Here is a 14,466-nt window from a genome sequence, read left to right as displayed (position 1 = left end):
TCGGGTCGTGAGAGGGCTCAGAGAAGGCGGACGGCGCCGGACGGCGGGTCGTAGCTCAGGTCGCGCTCGACGATGCCGGTGCTCGGGTTCTGGGCGCCGATGAACTTGCCGCCGCCGATGTAGACGCCGACGTGGTACGCGTTGCCGCGGGCGCCCCAGTAGAGGAGGTCGCCGGGCTGGAGGTTGTCCAGCGACACGGCGGTGCCCTGGTTCGACTGGTCCTGCGACACGCGCGGCAGGCTGATGCCGATCTGGTTGAAGGCGGCCTGGGTCAGGCCGGAGCAGTCGTACGAGGAGGGGCCGCTGGAGCCCAGCACGTACGCCTTGCCCACCTGGGCCTTCAGGAAGTTGATCAGCGTGGCGGCGTTGCCGGTCGCCTTCGTCGCGGTCGACGGGGACGGGGTGCTGTTGCTCGACGCGGTGCTGAGGCTGGTGCGCTCGGCGGTGCGGGACGCCCGCTCGGCCTTCTCCTGGGCCGCGCGGCGGGCTGCGGCCTTGCGCGCCGCCTCCCGGGCCTCCTGTGCCTTGCGGTCGGCCTCGGCCTTGGCCTTCTTCGCCGTGGCCTTGGCCTTGGCGGCGGCCTGGTCCTGCTGCGCCTGGAGCTGGTAGTCGGAGGCCGCCTGCTGGGTGGCGTCGGCGGACTGCGCGGCGGAGCTCGCCAGGGTGGAGCCGAGGGTCGGCATCTCGAGCGTCGACTCGGCGGCGGACGGCTCGGCGGCCAGGGCGGGCGCGGCGGCGCCGGCGACCGCGAGCGTCAGGAAACCACCGGTGACCCCGGCTCGGAGTGCACGCGTGGAGGAGGCGGCACGGCGGGGCTTCCGGTGGCTGGGTATCTGTGCGGTCTGGGACATGGACCCAACCGCTATCAGGGTTAGGAGGGCCGGATCAAGAAAAGTGGAGTGCGCCACATTTGACGCGTACATGCTTAGAAATGAGGGTGTTGGATCTTGATTGAGGCCCTCGGCGCCGTGTCCGAATTTTTCGATCATGCCCATACGCACGGCATTTTGTGGCCCCGGCGGCTACCCGCGCCGCCTACCATCAACCCGGTCCACATGCCAAGGATCCTGATCAAATTGAGATCCACAACCTTTTGCGAGGTGGGATACCTCACTCCCCGGCCCGGCTCGTGAACGAAAGCGCGTAGTAGTGATCAAGGGGGCCGCGGGGCGGGTGGCGGGGGTGGGTGACGGCGCGGCGGTCCGGGTGCGGGGTCGCTCGACGGCATGGTTGTCACATATCAGGTATGAGCGCCCATCGCAAATTTGTGTGTAGGTACCATAGCTTGTAAAGAGCGCAAGCCGCTCACCAGTGGCGACGGATTCTTATGTCACTTCTCGTGATCGATCGGATGCTTCGAGTGCAAGATCACCGCTCATCCGACTTCATGATCCTTCGTCAGGTGGTGGAGATCACAAAGACGTTGTTGCACCCCGTGTCGCAGATCACATAGCGGCGGGCATAGGATGCAGGCGAAACGGGCTTGTGAACTGCCTCACATGTGCGCGATCTTCGTGGGAGCGGTCCGGGAGTCCGTACGGTCCGCCAGCCAGTCACCGTCGACTGAAGGGAGCGGGGACGGTGAACGCATACGCGCCCATCCTCGTACTGGGAGCCCTCGGGGCAGCCTTTGCGATCTTCTCGGTCATCATGGCCGCGATCATCGGCCCCAAGCGTTACAACCGGGCCAAGCTCGAAGCCTATGAATGCGGCATCGAGCCGACTCCACATCCGGCCGGCGGTGGGCGCTTCCCCATCAAGTACTACCTGACGGCGATGCTCTTCATCGTCTTCGACATCGAGATCGTCTTCCTCTATCCCTGGGCCGTCACCTTCGACGCGATGGGGCTGTTCGGGCTGGTGGAGATGCTCCTCTTCGTGCTCACCGTCTTCGTCGCCTACGCATATGTCTGGCGGCGCGGAGGCCTGGAGTGGGACTGAGTGGCCGGTGTGGGACCAAGTGAGAGGAGAACCGTCACATGGGTATCGAAGACAAGCTTCCGAGCGGATTTCTGCTGACGACCGTCGAGCAGGCGGCCGGGCTGGCGCGCAAGTCCTCCGTGTTCCCGGCCACCTTCGGGCTCGCCTGCTGTGCCATCGAGATGATGACCACGGGCGCCGGGCGCTATGACCTGGCCCGCTTCGGCATGGAGGTCTTCCGCGGCTCGCCCCGACAGGCCGATCTGATGATCGTCGCCGGGCGCGTCAGCCAGAAGATGGCCCCGGTGCTGCGGCAGGTCTACGACCAGATGCCGAATCCGAAGTGGGTCATCTCGATGGGCGTGTGCGCCTCCTCGGGCGGCATGTTCAACAACTACGCGATCGTGCAGGGCGTCGATCACATCGTTCCGGTCGACATCTATCTGCCCGGCTGCCCGCCGCGGCCCGAGATGCTCCTGGACGCGATTCTCAAGCTGCACGAGAAGATCCGCGAGGAGAAGTTCGGCGTGAACCGCGAGCGCGCGGCCCGCGAGGCGGAGGAAGCGGCGCTGAAGGCACTCCCGACGATCGAGATGAAGGGGCTGCTGCGGTGAGTGAAGCGCCCAAGGCCAATGGGGTCAACCCGGATCAGGACCTCAACGCCGAGAACCTCCCCGGCCGGCGGGGCGACCAGGGCGAGCCCGTCCGCGTCCAGCGCGGCATGTTCGGCGCCAACAACGGCGGGGACACCTCGGGCTACGGCGGCCTGGTGCGGCCGGTGCGGCTGCCGGGGCCGGCCGGCCGACCGTACGGGGGCTGGTTCGACGAAGTCGCCGACGAACTCGAAGGCGCGCTCGAGGAGCAGTCCCTGGTCCCGGAGAACGCGATCGAGAAGACCGTCGTGGACCGCGGCGAGCTGACCTTCCACATCGCGCGCGAGCACCTGCCGCGGGTGGCCAGGACCCTGCGCGACGACCCGGCGCTCCGCTTCGAGCTGTGCACGGGCGTCAGCGGCGTCCACTTCCCCGGCGACAAGGGCCGGGAGCTGCACGCCGTCTACCACCTGCGCTCGATCACCCACAACCGGCTGATCCGGCTGGAGGTCAGCGTCCCCGACGACGACCCGCATCTCCCGTCGATCGTCGACGTCTATCCGACCAACGACTGGCACGAGCGCGAGACGTACGACTTCTTCGGCCTGATCTTCGACGGTCACCCCGCGCTCACGCGGATCATGATGCCCGACGACTGGCAGGGCTTCCCGCAGCGCAAGGACTACCCCCTCGGCGGCATCCCCGTCGAGTACAAGGGCGCCCAGATCCCGGCTCCGGACCAGCGGAGGTCGTACAGCTGATGTCTGCCACCCACGCAACCCCCTCCGCCTCCGCGCGCGAGACCACCGAAGGCACCGTCTACACCGTCACCGGCGGCGACTGGGACGAGGTCGTGGCCGCGGCGTCGCGGGCCGACGACGAGCGGATCATCGTCAACATGGGTCCGCAGCACCCGTCCACCCACGGCGTGCTGCGGCTCATCCTGGAGATCGACGGCGAGACGGTCACCGAGGCCCGCTGCGGCATCGGGTATCTGCACACCGGCATCGAGAAGAACCTCGAATTCCGGAACTGGACGCAGGGCACCACCTTCGTGACCCGCATGGACTATCTGACGCCCTTCTACAACGAGGCCGCGTACTGCCTGGGCGTCGAGAAGCTGCTGGGCATCGAGGAGCAGATCCCGGACCGGGCCACGGTCATCCGGGTGATGCTGATGGAGCTCAACCGGCTCTCCTCCCACCTGGTGGCGATCGCCACCGGCGGCATGGAGCTGGGCGCCACCACCATCATGATCTACGGCTTCCGTGACCGCGAGATGATCCTGGACATCTTCGAGCTGATCACCGGCCTGCGGATGAACCACGCGTACATCCGGCCCGGCGGGCTCGCCCAGGACCTGCCGCCCGGGGCGGTCGACCAGGTTCGCGCCTTCGTGAAGAAGATGCGCAAGAACCTGCCCGAGTACGACAAGCTGGCGACCGGGAACCCCATCTTCAAGGCCAGGCTTCAGGACGTCGGCTATCTCGACCTCGCCGGCTGCATGGCGCTCGGGGTGACCGGCCCGATACTGCGGTCCACCGGTCTGCCGCACGACCTGCGCAAGACCCAGCCGTACTGCGGCTACGAGACCTATGACTTCGAGGTCCCCACCGCCGACACCTGCGATGCCTACGGCCGCTTCCTGATCCGGCTGGAGGAGATGCGCCAGTCGCTGCGGATCGTCGAGCAGTGCCTGGACCGGCTGGCGCCGGGGCCGGTGATGGTCGAGGACAAGAAGATCGCCTGGCCGGCCCAGCTGGCGCTGGGGCCGGACGGGCTCGGCAACTCCCTCGACCACATCAAGAAGATCATGGGCACCTCGATGGAGGCCCTGATCCACCACTTCAAGCTGGTGACCGAGGGGTTCCGGGTTCCGCCGGGACAGGCGTACACGGCCGTCGAGTCGCCCAAGGGCGAGCTCGGTGTACATGTGGTCAGCGACGGCGGCACCCGCCCGTTCCGCGTGCACTTCCGTGACCCGTCCTTCACCAACCTCCAGGCCGTGGCGGCGATGTGCGAGGGCGGCCAGGTCGCCGACGTGATCGTCGCCGTGGCGTCCATCGACCCCGTGATGGGAGGCGTCGACCGGTGACCGACGTACACGCGGCCGCCGGGCCGCAGACGACGACGAAGGCCGCACCTCTGCGCCGCGTGGGCGGAGAAGGGAACGGGGAGACGCTATGACCGACGTACAGCTGGGGATGCCGCAGCTCCCCGCCCCCGACTACCCGGCAGAGGTCCGGGCGCGGCTCGAGGCGGATGCCGAGGACGTGATCGCCCGCTACCCCGACAGCCGCAGCGCACTGCTGCCGCTGCTGCACCTGGTGCAGTCGGAGGAGGGCCATGTCACCCGCACCGGCGTCCGGTTCTGCGCCGAGGTGCTGGGGCTGACCACCGCCGAGGTCACCGCGGTCGCCACCTTCTACTCCATGTACCGGCGGGGCCCCTCCGGCGACTACCAGGTGGGGGTGTGCACCAACACCCTGTGCGCGGTGATGGGCGGCGACGCGATCTTCGAGGCCCTCCAGCGCCATCTGGGCGTGGGCAACGGCGAGACCACCGAGGACGGCAAGATCACCCTCGAGCACATCGAGTGCAACGCGGCCTGCGACTACGCGCCCGTGGTGATGGTCAACTGGGAGTTCTTCGACAACCAGACCGTGGACTCCGCCAAGCGGATGGTCGACGACCTGCGGGAGGGCCGCACGGTCGAGCCGACCCGCGGCGCTCCGCTGTGCACCTTCAAGGAGACCGCGCGCATCCTCGCCGGCTTCCCCGACGCGCGCCCGGGCGCGGTCGAGGCGACCGGCGGCGCCGGCCCGGCCTCGCTCGTCGGGCTGCGGCTGGCCAAGGGCGAGGCCGCGCCGGGCCGGGTCGTATCGCCCAGGTCCGCGGACTATCCGTCGGACGAGCAGGCGTCCGGCCCGGTTGCTGAGGAGGGGGAGTGATGACCGTGACCGTCGAGCGGGGCGAGAGCAGCCCCGAGAAGCTGCTGGCACCCGTGCTGTCGTCGTTCTGGGACGACCCGAAGTCCTGGACGCTGGGCACCTATCTGCGCCACGACGGGTACGAGGGCATGCGCAAGGCCCTCGCCATGCCGCCCGACGATGTGATCGCGCTGGTGAAGGACGCGGGGCTGCGCGGCCGCGGCGGGGCGGGCTTCCCCACCGGGATGAAGTGGCAGTTCATCCCGCAGGGTGACGGCAAGCCGCACTACCTCGTCGTCAACGCGGATGAGTCCGAGCCCGGCACCTGCAAGGACATCCCCCTTCTCTTCGCCAATCCGCACGCCCTCATCGAGGGCATGATCATCGCCTGTCACGCCATCCGCTCCCAGCACGCCTTCATCTATCTGCGCGGCGAAGTCGTGCCCGTGCTGCGGCGGTTGCACGAGGCCGTGCGCGAGGCGTACGAGGCGGGCTACCTCGGCAAGGCCGACGCGCGCGGACAGAAGCTCGGGCGGGACGACCTCACCGATCTCGACATCACCGTGCACGCGGGGGCCGGCGCGTACATCTGTGGTGAAGAGACCGCACTGCTGGACTCCTTGGAAGGGCGGCGCGGCCAGCCCCGGCTCCGGCCTCCGTTCCCGGCGGTCGAGGGTCTGTACGCGTGCCCCACTGTCGTCAATAACGTCGAGTCCATCGCCTCGGTTCCCGCCATCCTCACCAAGGGCAAGGAATGGTTCCGGTCGATGGGCAGCGAGAAGTCCCCTGGCTTCACGCTCTACTCGCTGTCCGGGCATGTCGCGGCCCCCGGCCAGTACGAGGGCCCGCTGGGCATCACCCTGCGGCAGCTGCTGGACATGAGCGGCGGCATGCGCCCCGGCCACCGGCTGAAGTTCTGGACGCCGGGCGGCTCCTCGACGCCGCTGCTCACCGAGGAGCACCTGGACGTCCCGCTGGACTACGAGGGCGTGGGCGCCGCCGGGTCGATGCTCGGCACCAAGGCGCTCCAGTGCTTCGACGAGACGACCTGCGTGGTGCGCGCGGTGACCCGCTGGACGGAGTTCTACGCGCATGAATCCTGCGGCAAGTGCACGCCCTGCCGCGAGGGCACGTACTGGCTGGTCCAGCTGTTGCGGGACATCGAGGCGGGCAAGGGCCGCATGGAGGACCTCGCCAAGCTGGCCGACATCGCCGACAACATCAACGGCAAGTCGTTCTGCGCGCTGGGCGACGGCGCCGCCAGCCCCATCTTCTCCTCCCTCAAGTACTTCAAGGAGGAGTACGAGCAGCACATCACCGGCGGCGGGTGCCCGTTCGACCCCGCCAAGTCCACCGTCTGGGCCGACGATCCGAGCTCCACTCACCTGGGGGTGACCGCATGACCGTGACCACCAATGCACCCTCCGGAGGCGGAGAGGCGGCGGTGCCGCGCGAGGATCTGGTCTCCGTGACCATCGACGGGATCGAGATCTCCGTCCCCAAGGGGACCTTGGTGATCCGCGCGGCCGAGCTGCTCGGCATCGAGATCCCCCGCTTCTGCGACCATCCGCTCCTCGACCCGGCCGGCGCGTGCCGCCAGTGCATCGTCGAGGTCGAGGGCCAGCGCAAGCCGATGGCCTCCTGCACGATCACCTGCACCGACGGGATGGTGGTCAGGACGCAGCTCACCTCGCCGGTGGCCGAGAAGGCGCAGCGCGGGGTGATGGAGCTGCTGCTGATCAACCACCCGCTGGACTGCCCGGTCTGCGACAAGGGCGGCGAGTGCCCGCTCCAGAACCAGGCCATGTCCGCCGGGCAGGCCGACAGCCGCTTCGAGGGCCGCAAGCGCACATTCCAGAAGCCGGTGCCGATCTCCCCGCAGGTGCTGCTGGACCGTGAGCGGTGTGTGCTGTGCGCGCGCTGCACCCGGTTCTCCAACCAGGTCGCGGGCGACCCGATGATCGAGCTGCTGGAGCGCGGCGCCCTTCAGCAGGTGGGCACGGGCGAGGGCGACCCCTTCGAGTCGTACTTCTCCGGCAACACCATCCAGATCTGCCCGGTGGGCGCGCTGACATCGGCGGCGTACCGCTTCCGCTCCCGCCCCTTCGACCTGGTCTCCTCGCCGAGCGTGTGCGAGCACTGCTCGAGCGGCTGCGCGACCCGCACCGACCACCGGCGCGGCAAGGTCATGCGGCGGCTCGCGGCGGACGACCCCGAGGTCAACGAGGAGTGGATCTGCGACAAGGGGCGCTTCGGCTTCCGCTACGCGCAGCTGCCCGACCGGCTCACCACCCCGCTGGTGCGCGACCGGGAGACCGGCGAGCTGGCGCCCGCGAGCTGGCCCGAGGCGCTGGAGGCGGCTGCCGTAGGACTGGCCGCCGCCCGCGGCCGCGCGGGTGTGCTGACCGGCGGCCGGCTGACCGTCGAGGACGCCTACGCGTACGCGAAGTTCGCGCGGGTCGCCCTGGACACCAACGACATCGACTTCCGGGCCCGGGCGCACAGCGCCGAGGAGGCCGACTTCCTGGCCACCCAGGTGGCGGGCCGGGGCCGCGACCTGGACGGCGTCGGCCTGACGTACGCCACGCTGGAGAAGGCCCCGGCGGTCCTCCTGGTCGGCTTCGAGTCGGAGGAGGAGGCGCCCGGAGTCTTCCTGCGGCTGCGCAAGGCCCACCGCAAGCGCGGCCAGCGCACCTTCTCGCTCGCCACCCACGCCACCCGGGGCCTCACCAAGGCGGGCGGCACGCTGCTGCCCGCGGCCCCCGGCACCGAGACCGAGTGGCTGGACGCGCTCGCGGGCCGCACCGGACTGGACTCCGACGGGGAGCGGGCGGCCGAGGCGCTGCGCCTCGACGGTGCGGTGATCATCGCTGGTGAGCGGCTGGCCGCCGTGCCGGGCGCGCTGACCGCCGCCGTACGGGCCGCCGCGGCCACCGGCGCCACGCTGGCCTGGATCCCGCGCCGGGCGGGGGAGCGGGGCGCCGTCGAGGCGGGCGCGCTCCCCGGGCTGCTGCCCGGCGGCCGCCCGGCCACCGACTCGCGGGCCCGCGAGGAGACCGCCGAGGTCTGGGGCGTCGCCGAACTGCCCGGCCGGGCAGGCCGCGACACCGGCCGGATCGTCGAGGCCGCGGCCGACGGCGGGCTCGGCGCGCTGCTGGTCGCGGGCGTCGAGATCGCCGATCTGCCCGACCCCGCGCGGGCCGCCGAGGCCCTGGAGGCGGTCGGCTTCCTGGTCAGCCTGGAGCAGCGGCCCACCGAGGTCACGGCGCACGCGGACGTGGTGCTGCCGGTCGCGGCGGTCGTCGAGAAGACGGGCACCTTCCTCAACTGGGAGGGGCGGGCCCGGCCGTTCGAGGCGGCCATCAAGCCCGACCAGATGACCCGCCGCCACGTCCTTCCGGACGCGCGGGTGCTGCACATGCTGGCCGACGCGATGGACGTGCCGGTCGACCTGCCGGATGTGCAGGCCGTACGGGCCGAGCTGACGCGTCTCGGCACCTGGCACGGCACGCGCGGCCTGGGGCCGATGGAGACCGGAGGGCCGCTGCCCCGCCCCGGCGAGGGCGAGGCGCTGCTCGCCGGCCACCGGCTGCTGCTGGACCAGGGCCTGCTTCAGGAGGGCGACGCGGCGCTCGCCGCGACCCGGCACGCGGCGGTGGCCCGGCTGTCGCCGGCGACCGCGGCGGAGGCGGGGGTGGGCGACGGGGACACCGTCCGGGTCATCGGCCCGGCCGGGGCGGTCCAACTGCCCCTGGCGGTGACATCGATGCCCGACCGGGTGGTCTGGCTGCCGCTGAACTCCACGGGCGGCGGCGCGTATCGCGACCTGGGCGCGAGCCCCGGTGAACTGGTCAAGATCAGCGCTCTCGCGACCGAACCGGAGGTGACCTCATGAACCTGAGCTACCTCGCCGCAGAAGACCTGTCGATGTTCGGGCGCGACCCGTGGTGGCTGGTTCTGATCAAGGCGGTCTTCTGCTTCGCCTTCCTGATGGTGACCGTGCTGATCTCCATCGTCATGGAGCGCAAGGTCGTCGGGTGGATGCAGCTGCGCATCGGCCCGAACCGGCACGGCCCCTGGGGCATGCTCCAGTCCTTGGCTGACGGCGTGAAGCTGATGCTGAAGGAGGACATCGTCGTCAAGGGCGCGGACAAGGTGGTCTACGTCCTGGCGCCGGTCGTCGCGGCGATCCCGGCCTTCATGGCGGTCGCGGTCATTCCGTTCGGCCCGGCCGGCAACGAGATCTCGATCTTCGGTCACCGCACCACGATGCAGCTGACCGACCTGCCGATCGCGATCCTCTACATCCTGGCCACCGCCTCGGTGGGCATCTACGGCATCGTGCTGGCGGGCTGGTCGTCCGGCTCGACGTATCCGCTCCTCGGCGGCCTGCGCTCGTGCGCCCAGATGATCAGCTACGAGATCGCGATGGGCATGTCCTTCGCGGCGGTCTTCCTCTACTCCGGGTCGATGTCGACCTCCGAGATCGTCAACTCGCAGCACGACCGCTGGTACGCGCTGCTGCTGCCGGTCTCCTTCATCATCTACATCATCGCGATGGTCGGTGAGACCAACCGCGCCCCCTTCGACATGCCGGAGTCCGAGGGCGACCTGGTCGGCGGCTTCAACACCGAGTACTCGTCGATCAAGTTCGCGATGTTCATGCTCGCCGAGTACATCAACATGGTCACCGTCTCGATGGTCGCGGTCACCCTCTTCCTGGGCGGCTGGCGGGCGCCATGGCCGATCAGCACCTTCTGGCCGGATGCCAACCACGGCTGGTGGCCGATGCTCTGGTTCGTCGGCAAAGTCCTGTCGCTGCTGTTCGCCTTCGTCTGGATCCGCGGCACGCTGCCGCGCGTGCGCTACGACCAGTTCATGAAGCTGGGCTGGAAGGTGCTCATCCCGATCTCGATGGTCTGGCTGATGCTGGTCGCGACCGTGCGGGCGCTGCGCAACGAGAACTACGACTACCAGGACATCGTGCTGTACGTCGGCGGCGCGGTCCTCGTCCTCCTGCTGCTGTCGTTCGTCGTCGACGTCTTCCGCGACAAGGAGGCCCGCGACCGGGAGGCGGAGGCGGAGGCCGAGGGGGGCCCGGAGCCCGCCTTCGACCCGATGGCCGGCGGCTTCCCGGTGCCGCCGCTGCCCGGCCAGACCCTGCCGCCCGTACCGCGCCGACGCCCGCGACACGACCGCGAGCTGATTGTCAGTGGCGGGCCCGACACTGTCAGTGACGGAAAGGAGGCCGACGGTGTCTGACTTCCAGAACCCGGTGGCCGGCTTCGGCGTGACCTTCAAGGCCATGTTCAAGAAGCGGCTCACCGAGCAGTACCCCGAGCAGAAGAAGCCGACCGCGCCCCGATTCCACGGACGCCACCAGCTCAACCGCCATCCGGACGGGCTGGAGAAGTGCGTCGGCTGCGAGCTGTGCGCCTGGGCCTGCCCGGCGGACGCGATCTATGTGGAGGGCGCGGACAACACGGACGAGGAGCGCTACTCCCCGGGCGAGCGCTACGGCCGCGTCTACCAGATCAACTATCTGCGCTGCATTCTGTGCGGCCTGTGCGTCGAGGCGTGCCCGACCCGGGCGCTCACCATGACCAATGAGTACGAGCTCGCCGACCGCACCCGCGAATCGCTCATCTACACCAAGGAGGAGCTGCTCGCGGGTCTCGAGGAGGGCATGGTCGACTCCCCGCACGCGATCTACCCCGGCATGGACGAGCAGGACTACTACCGCGGTCTGGTGACCGAGGCCGCGCCGGGGACGGTGCGTCAGGTGGCGGTCAGCAAGGGCGAGACCGCTGCTGAGGGCGCGCCCGAGGACGCGTCGGAGGAGAAGCAGGAGGGGGTGCAGGCATGAGCAGCATGCTGGCCGCCGCCGCTTCCACCACCTCGACCGGCGAGGCCGTGCAGTTCTGGATCCTCGCCACGGTGGCGGTGGTCGGCGCCCTGGGCACGATCCTGATGCGCAAGGCCGTGCACAGCGCACTGTGCCTGGCCGGCACCATGATCGTCCTGGCGATCTTCTACCTGGCCAACGGCGCGTACTTCCTGGGCATCGTCCAGATCGTGGTCTACACCGGCGCGATCATGATGCTCTTCCTCTTCGTCGTCATGCTGGTCGGCGTCACCGCCGCCGACTCGCTGAAGGAGACGCTGAAGGGGCAGCGCTGGCTCGCCGCCCTGTGCGGGCTCGGGTTCGGCATCCTGCTGTGCGCCGGGATCGGCAATGCCTCGCTGAAGAGCTTCAACGGCCTGGGCCAGGCCAACTCCGGCGGCAATGTAGAGGGTCTGGCCACCCTGATCTTCACCAAGTACGTCTTCGCCTTCGAGATCACCGGCGCGCTGCTGATCACCGCGGCGGTCGGCGCGATGGTGCTGACCCACCGCGAGCGCACCGAGCGCGCGCTCAGCCAGCGCGAGCAGGCCGAGCGGCGGGTGCGCACCGGCAAGCAGGTGCCGCCGCTGCCCGCGCCCGGCGTCTACGCCCGGCACAACGCGGTGGACATCCCCGGTCTGCTTCCCGACGGCACCACCTCCGAGCTCTCGGTCAACGCGACGCTGCGCGGCCGCGGTCAGGTGCGGGACGTCTCCGAGGAGGCGCTGGCCGAGCTGGCCGCCCTGGAGCAGCGCTCGGCGCGCTGGCTGGGGCGGGGCGCCAAGGGCGCCAAGGGCGCCAAGCGCCGAGGAGGCGGTCAGAGCGTCGAGGGCGCCGACCGCCACGACAGTGCGAACGGCGCGGACACGAATGCCGCAGGCGCGAACGGCGCCGAGCATCCCGAGGACTCGAAGGGGGTCGCCAAGTGAATCCGGTCAACTACCTGTATCTGTCGGCCCTGCTGTTCACCATCGGCGCGGCCGGCGTGCTGATCCGGCGGAACGCGATCGTCCTCTTCATGTGCGTCGAGCTGATGCTGAACGCCTGCAACCTGGCGTTCGTCACCTTCTCCCGGATGCACGGCAATCTCGACGGCCAGATCATCGCCTTCTTCACGATGGTCGTCGCGGCCGCCGAAGTCGTGGTCGGCCTCGCGATCATCGTGTCGGTGTTCCGCGCCCGCCATTCGGCCTCGGTCGACGACGCCAGCCTGATGAAGCTCTAGAAGGGTCGCGTTCACGTGGAGAACCTCATCGGATTGCTTGTCGCGGCCCCGCTTCTCGGCGCGGCCCTGCTGCTGTGCGGGGGGCGGCGGCTGGACGGCAAGGGCCACTTGCTGGGCACCGCGCTCGCGGTCGCCTCCTTTGTGATCGGGGCGGTGCTCTTCGCCGACATGCTCGGCCGCGACGAGCACGACCGGGCCCTGCACAGCCATCTGTTCAGCTGGATCCCGGTCGGCGGCTTCCGCGCGGACGTCGCCTTCCAGCTCGACCAGCTGTCGATGACCTTCGTGCTCCTGATCACCGGTGTGGGCAGCCTGATCCACATCTATTCGATCGGCTATATGGAGCACGACGAGCGCCGCCGCCGCTTCTTCGGCTATCTCAACCTCTTCCTCGCGGCGATGCTGCTGCTCGTCCTCGCCGACAACTACCTGCTGCTGTATGTGGGGTGGGAGGGCGTCGGCCTCGCGTCGTACCTGCTCATCGGCTTCTGGCAGCACAAGCCCAGCGCGGCCACGGCGGCCAAGAAGGCGTTCATCGTCAACCGGGTCGGCGATGTCGGCCTGTCGATCGCCATCATGCTGATGTTCACGACCTTCGGGACGTTCGCCTTCGCCCCGGTGCTCTCCAACGCCGCTGACGCGGGCGAGGGCAAGCTCACCGCCATCGGGCTGATGCTGCTCCTGGCCGCCTGCGGCAAGTCGGCCCAGGTGCCGCTCCAGTCCTGGCTCGGGGACGCGATGGAGGGCCCGACCCCGGTGTCCGCCCTGATCCACGCGGCCACCATGGTGACCGCGGGCGTCTATCTGATCACCCGCTCGGGCGCGATCTTCAACAACGCGCCGGACGCGCAGACCGCGGTGGTCGCGGTGGGTGCGGTGACGCTGCTCTTCGGTGCGATCGTCGGTTGCGCGAAGGACGACATCAAGAAGGCCCTGGCGGGCTCGACCATGTCGCAGATCGGCTACATGATCCTGGCCGCCGGGCTCGGCCCGATCGGCTATGTCTTCGCGATCATGCACCTGGTCACCCACGGCTTCTTCAAGGCGGGGCTCTTCCTCGGCGCCGGCTCGGTCATGCACGGCATGAACGACGAGGTCGACATGCGCAAGTACGGCGGCCTGCGGAAGTACATGCCGGTCACCTTCGTGACCTTCGGGCTCGGCTATCTCGCGATCATCGGCTTCCCGGGCCTTTCCGGCTTCTGGTCCAAGGACAAGATCATTGAGGCGGCCTTCGCGAAGGGCGGCACGGAGGGCTGGATCCTGGGCGGCGTGGCGCTGCTCGGCGCCGCGATCACCGCGTACTACATGACCCGCGTGATGCTGCTGACCTTCTTCGGCGAGAAGCGCTGGGCCGCCGATGAGCAGGGCAATGAGCCGCACCCCCACGAGTCGCCGAAGTCCATGACCATCCCGATGATCGTGCTGGCCTTCGGATCGGTCTTCGCGGGCGCGCTGTTCAGCCTCAACGACGCGTTCCTGAAGTGGCTGGAGCCTGTCACCAGCCACAGCCACGGGAACTCCCCGCTCAGCGCCGCCACGGTCACCGCCGGGACCATGGTCGTCCTGCTGATCGGCGTCGCGATCGCCTGGGCGCAGTACGGGCGCCGGCCCGTCCCGCGCACCGCACCGCGCGGCAGCCTGCTCACCCGGGCCGCCCGGCGCGACCTGCTGCAGGACGACTTCAACCACGTCGTCCTCGTCAAGCCGGGCGAGTACCTCACCCGCGGGCTGGTCTATGTGGACCACAAGCTGGTCGACGGCGTGGTCAACGGCACCGCGGCCTCGGTCGGCGGCCTCTCCGGGCGGCTGCGCAAGCTCCAGAACGGCTACGCCCGTACGTACGCGGTCTCGATGTTCGGCGGTACGGCGGTGCTCATCGCCGCGACCCTGCTGATGAGGGCGGTCTGAGTC

The 14,466-nt window shown here is 69.4% G+C and carries 13 protein-coding genes; 12 read left to right on the top strand and 1 reads right to left on the bottom strand.

Features of this window, described 5'->3' with window-relative positions; genetic code table 11:
* Positions 1-17: 17 nt before the first annotated feature.
* Positions 18-851: a C40 family peptidase gene (locus tag ACZ4WQ_RS41700; RefSeq protein WP_311726576.1), complete on the bottom strand. Its 834-nt coding sequence runs from the start codon at positions 849-851 to the stop codon at positions 18-20.
* Between the two features lie 730 nt (positions 852-1,581).
* Between ACZ4WQ_RS41700 and ACZ4WQ_RS41695 the strand changes: the two genes are divergently transcribed.
* From ACZ4WQ_RS41695 to nuoL, 12 genes are all read left to right on the top strand, one after another.
* Positions 1,582-1,941 carry an NADH-quinone oxidoreductase subunit A gene (locus ACZ4WQ_RS41695; RefSeq protein WP_311726577.1) on the top strand — a complete coding sequence of 120 codons (360 nt, stop codon included), beginning with the start codon at positions 1,582-1,584 and terminating at the stop codon, positions 1,939-1,941.
* Positions 1,942-1,979: 38 nt separating this feature from the next.
* Positions 1,980-2,534 (top strand): NuoB/complex I 20 kDa subunit family protein, encoded by a 555-nt coding sequence (locus tag ACZ4WQ_RS41690; protein WP_311726578.1) that lies wholly within the window; start codon positions 1,980-1,982, stop codon positions 2,532-2,534.
* Positions 2,531-3,274, top strand: coding sequence for an NADH-quinone oxidoreductase subunit C (locus ACZ4WQ_RS41685; RefSeq protein WP_311726579.1), 744 nt, complete (start codon positions 2,531-2,533; stop codon positions 3,272-3,274). Before ACZ4WQ_RS41690 ends, ACZ4WQ_RS41685 begins: the two co-directional genes overlap by 4 nt.
* Positions 3,274-4,608 carry an NADH-quinone oxidoreductase subunit D gene (locus ACZ4WQ_RS41680; RefSeq protein WP_311726580.1) on the top strand — a complete coding sequence of 445 codons (1,335 nt, stop codon included), beginning with the start codon at positions 3,274-3,276 and terminating at the stop codon, positions 4,606-4,608. The genes ACZ4WQ_RS41685 and ACZ4WQ_RS41680 overlap by 1 nt, the downstream gene beginning before the upstream one ends.
* Positions 4,609-4,696: 88 nt before the next feature.
* Positions 4,697-5,464 (top strand): NADH-quinone oxidoreductase subunit NuoE, encoded by a 768-nt coding sequence (gene nuoE / locus ACZ4WQ_RS41675; protein ID WP_398377103.1) that lies wholly within the window; start codon positions 4,697-4,699, stop codon positions 5,462-5,464.
* Entirely contained in the window at positions 5,464-6,846 is a 1,383-nt protein-coding gene (nuoF, locus tag ACZ4WQ_RS41670; RefSeq protein WP_311726582.1) for an NADH-quinone oxidoreductase subunit NuoF, read from the top strand. The genes nuoE and nuoF overlap by 1 nt, the downstream gene beginning before the upstream one ends.
* The gene (locus ACZ4WQ_RS41665) at positions 6,843-9,338 is read left to right on the top strand and encodes an NADH-quinone oxidoreductase subunit G (protein WP_398377106.1); all 2,496 of its coding nucleotides are present in this window, start codon (positions 6,843-6,845) and stop codon (positions 9,336-9,338) included. Before nuoF ends, ACZ4WQ_RS41665 begins: the two co-directional genes overlap by 4 nt.
* Positions 9,335-10,705, top strand: a complete 1,371-nt coding sequence (gene nuoH, locus ACZ4WQ_RS41660; RefSeq protein WP_311726584.1) for an NADH-quinone oxidoreductase subunit NuoH — start codon at positions 9,335-9,337, stop codon at positions 10,703-10,705. The genes ACZ4WQ_RS41665 and nuoH overlap by 4 nt, the downstream gene beginning before the upstream one ends.
* A complete protein-coding gene (gene nuoI / locus ACZ4WQ_RS41655) occupies positions 10,698-11,309 on the top strand; it encodes an NADH-quinone oxidoreductase subunit NuoI (protein WP_311726585.1) in 612 nt (203 codons plus the stop codon). The genes nuoH and nuoI overlap by 8 nt, the downstream gene beginning before the upstream one ends.
* Positions 11,306-12,256, top strand: coding sequence for an NADH-quinone oxidoreductase subunit J (locus ACZ4WQ_RS41650; RefSeq protein WP_398377108.1), 951 nt, complete (start codon positions 11,306-11,308; stop codon positions 12,254-12,256). Before nuoI ends, ACZ4WQ_RS41650 begins: the two co-directional genes overlap by 4 nt.
* Positions 12,253-12,552 (top strand): NADH-quinone oxidoreductase subunit NuoK, encoded by a 300-nt coding sequence (gene nuoK / locus ACZ4WQ_RS41645; RefSeq protein WP_311726587.1) that lies wholly within the window; start codon positions 12,253-12,255, stop codon positions 12,550-12,552. Before ACZ4WQ_RS41650 ends, nuoK begins: the two co-directional genes overlap by 4 nt.
* Before the next feature lie 15 nt (positions 12,553-12,567).
* The gene (nuoL, locus tag ACZ4WQ_RS41640) at positions 12,568-14,463 is read left to right on the top strand and encodes an NADH-quinone oxidoreductase subunit L (RefSeq protein ID WP_352133196.1); all 1,896 of its coding nucleotides are present in this window, start codon (positions 12,568-12,570) and stop codon (positions 14,461-14,463) included.
* The last annotated feature ends 3 nt before the right edge of the window (positions 14,464-14,466 follow it).

Source organism: Streptomyces sp. NPDC028305 (genome assembly GCF_055569495.1).
Note: the sequence above shows the minus strand (reverse complement) of the source record. Positions and strands in the feature narration are given on the sequence as shown.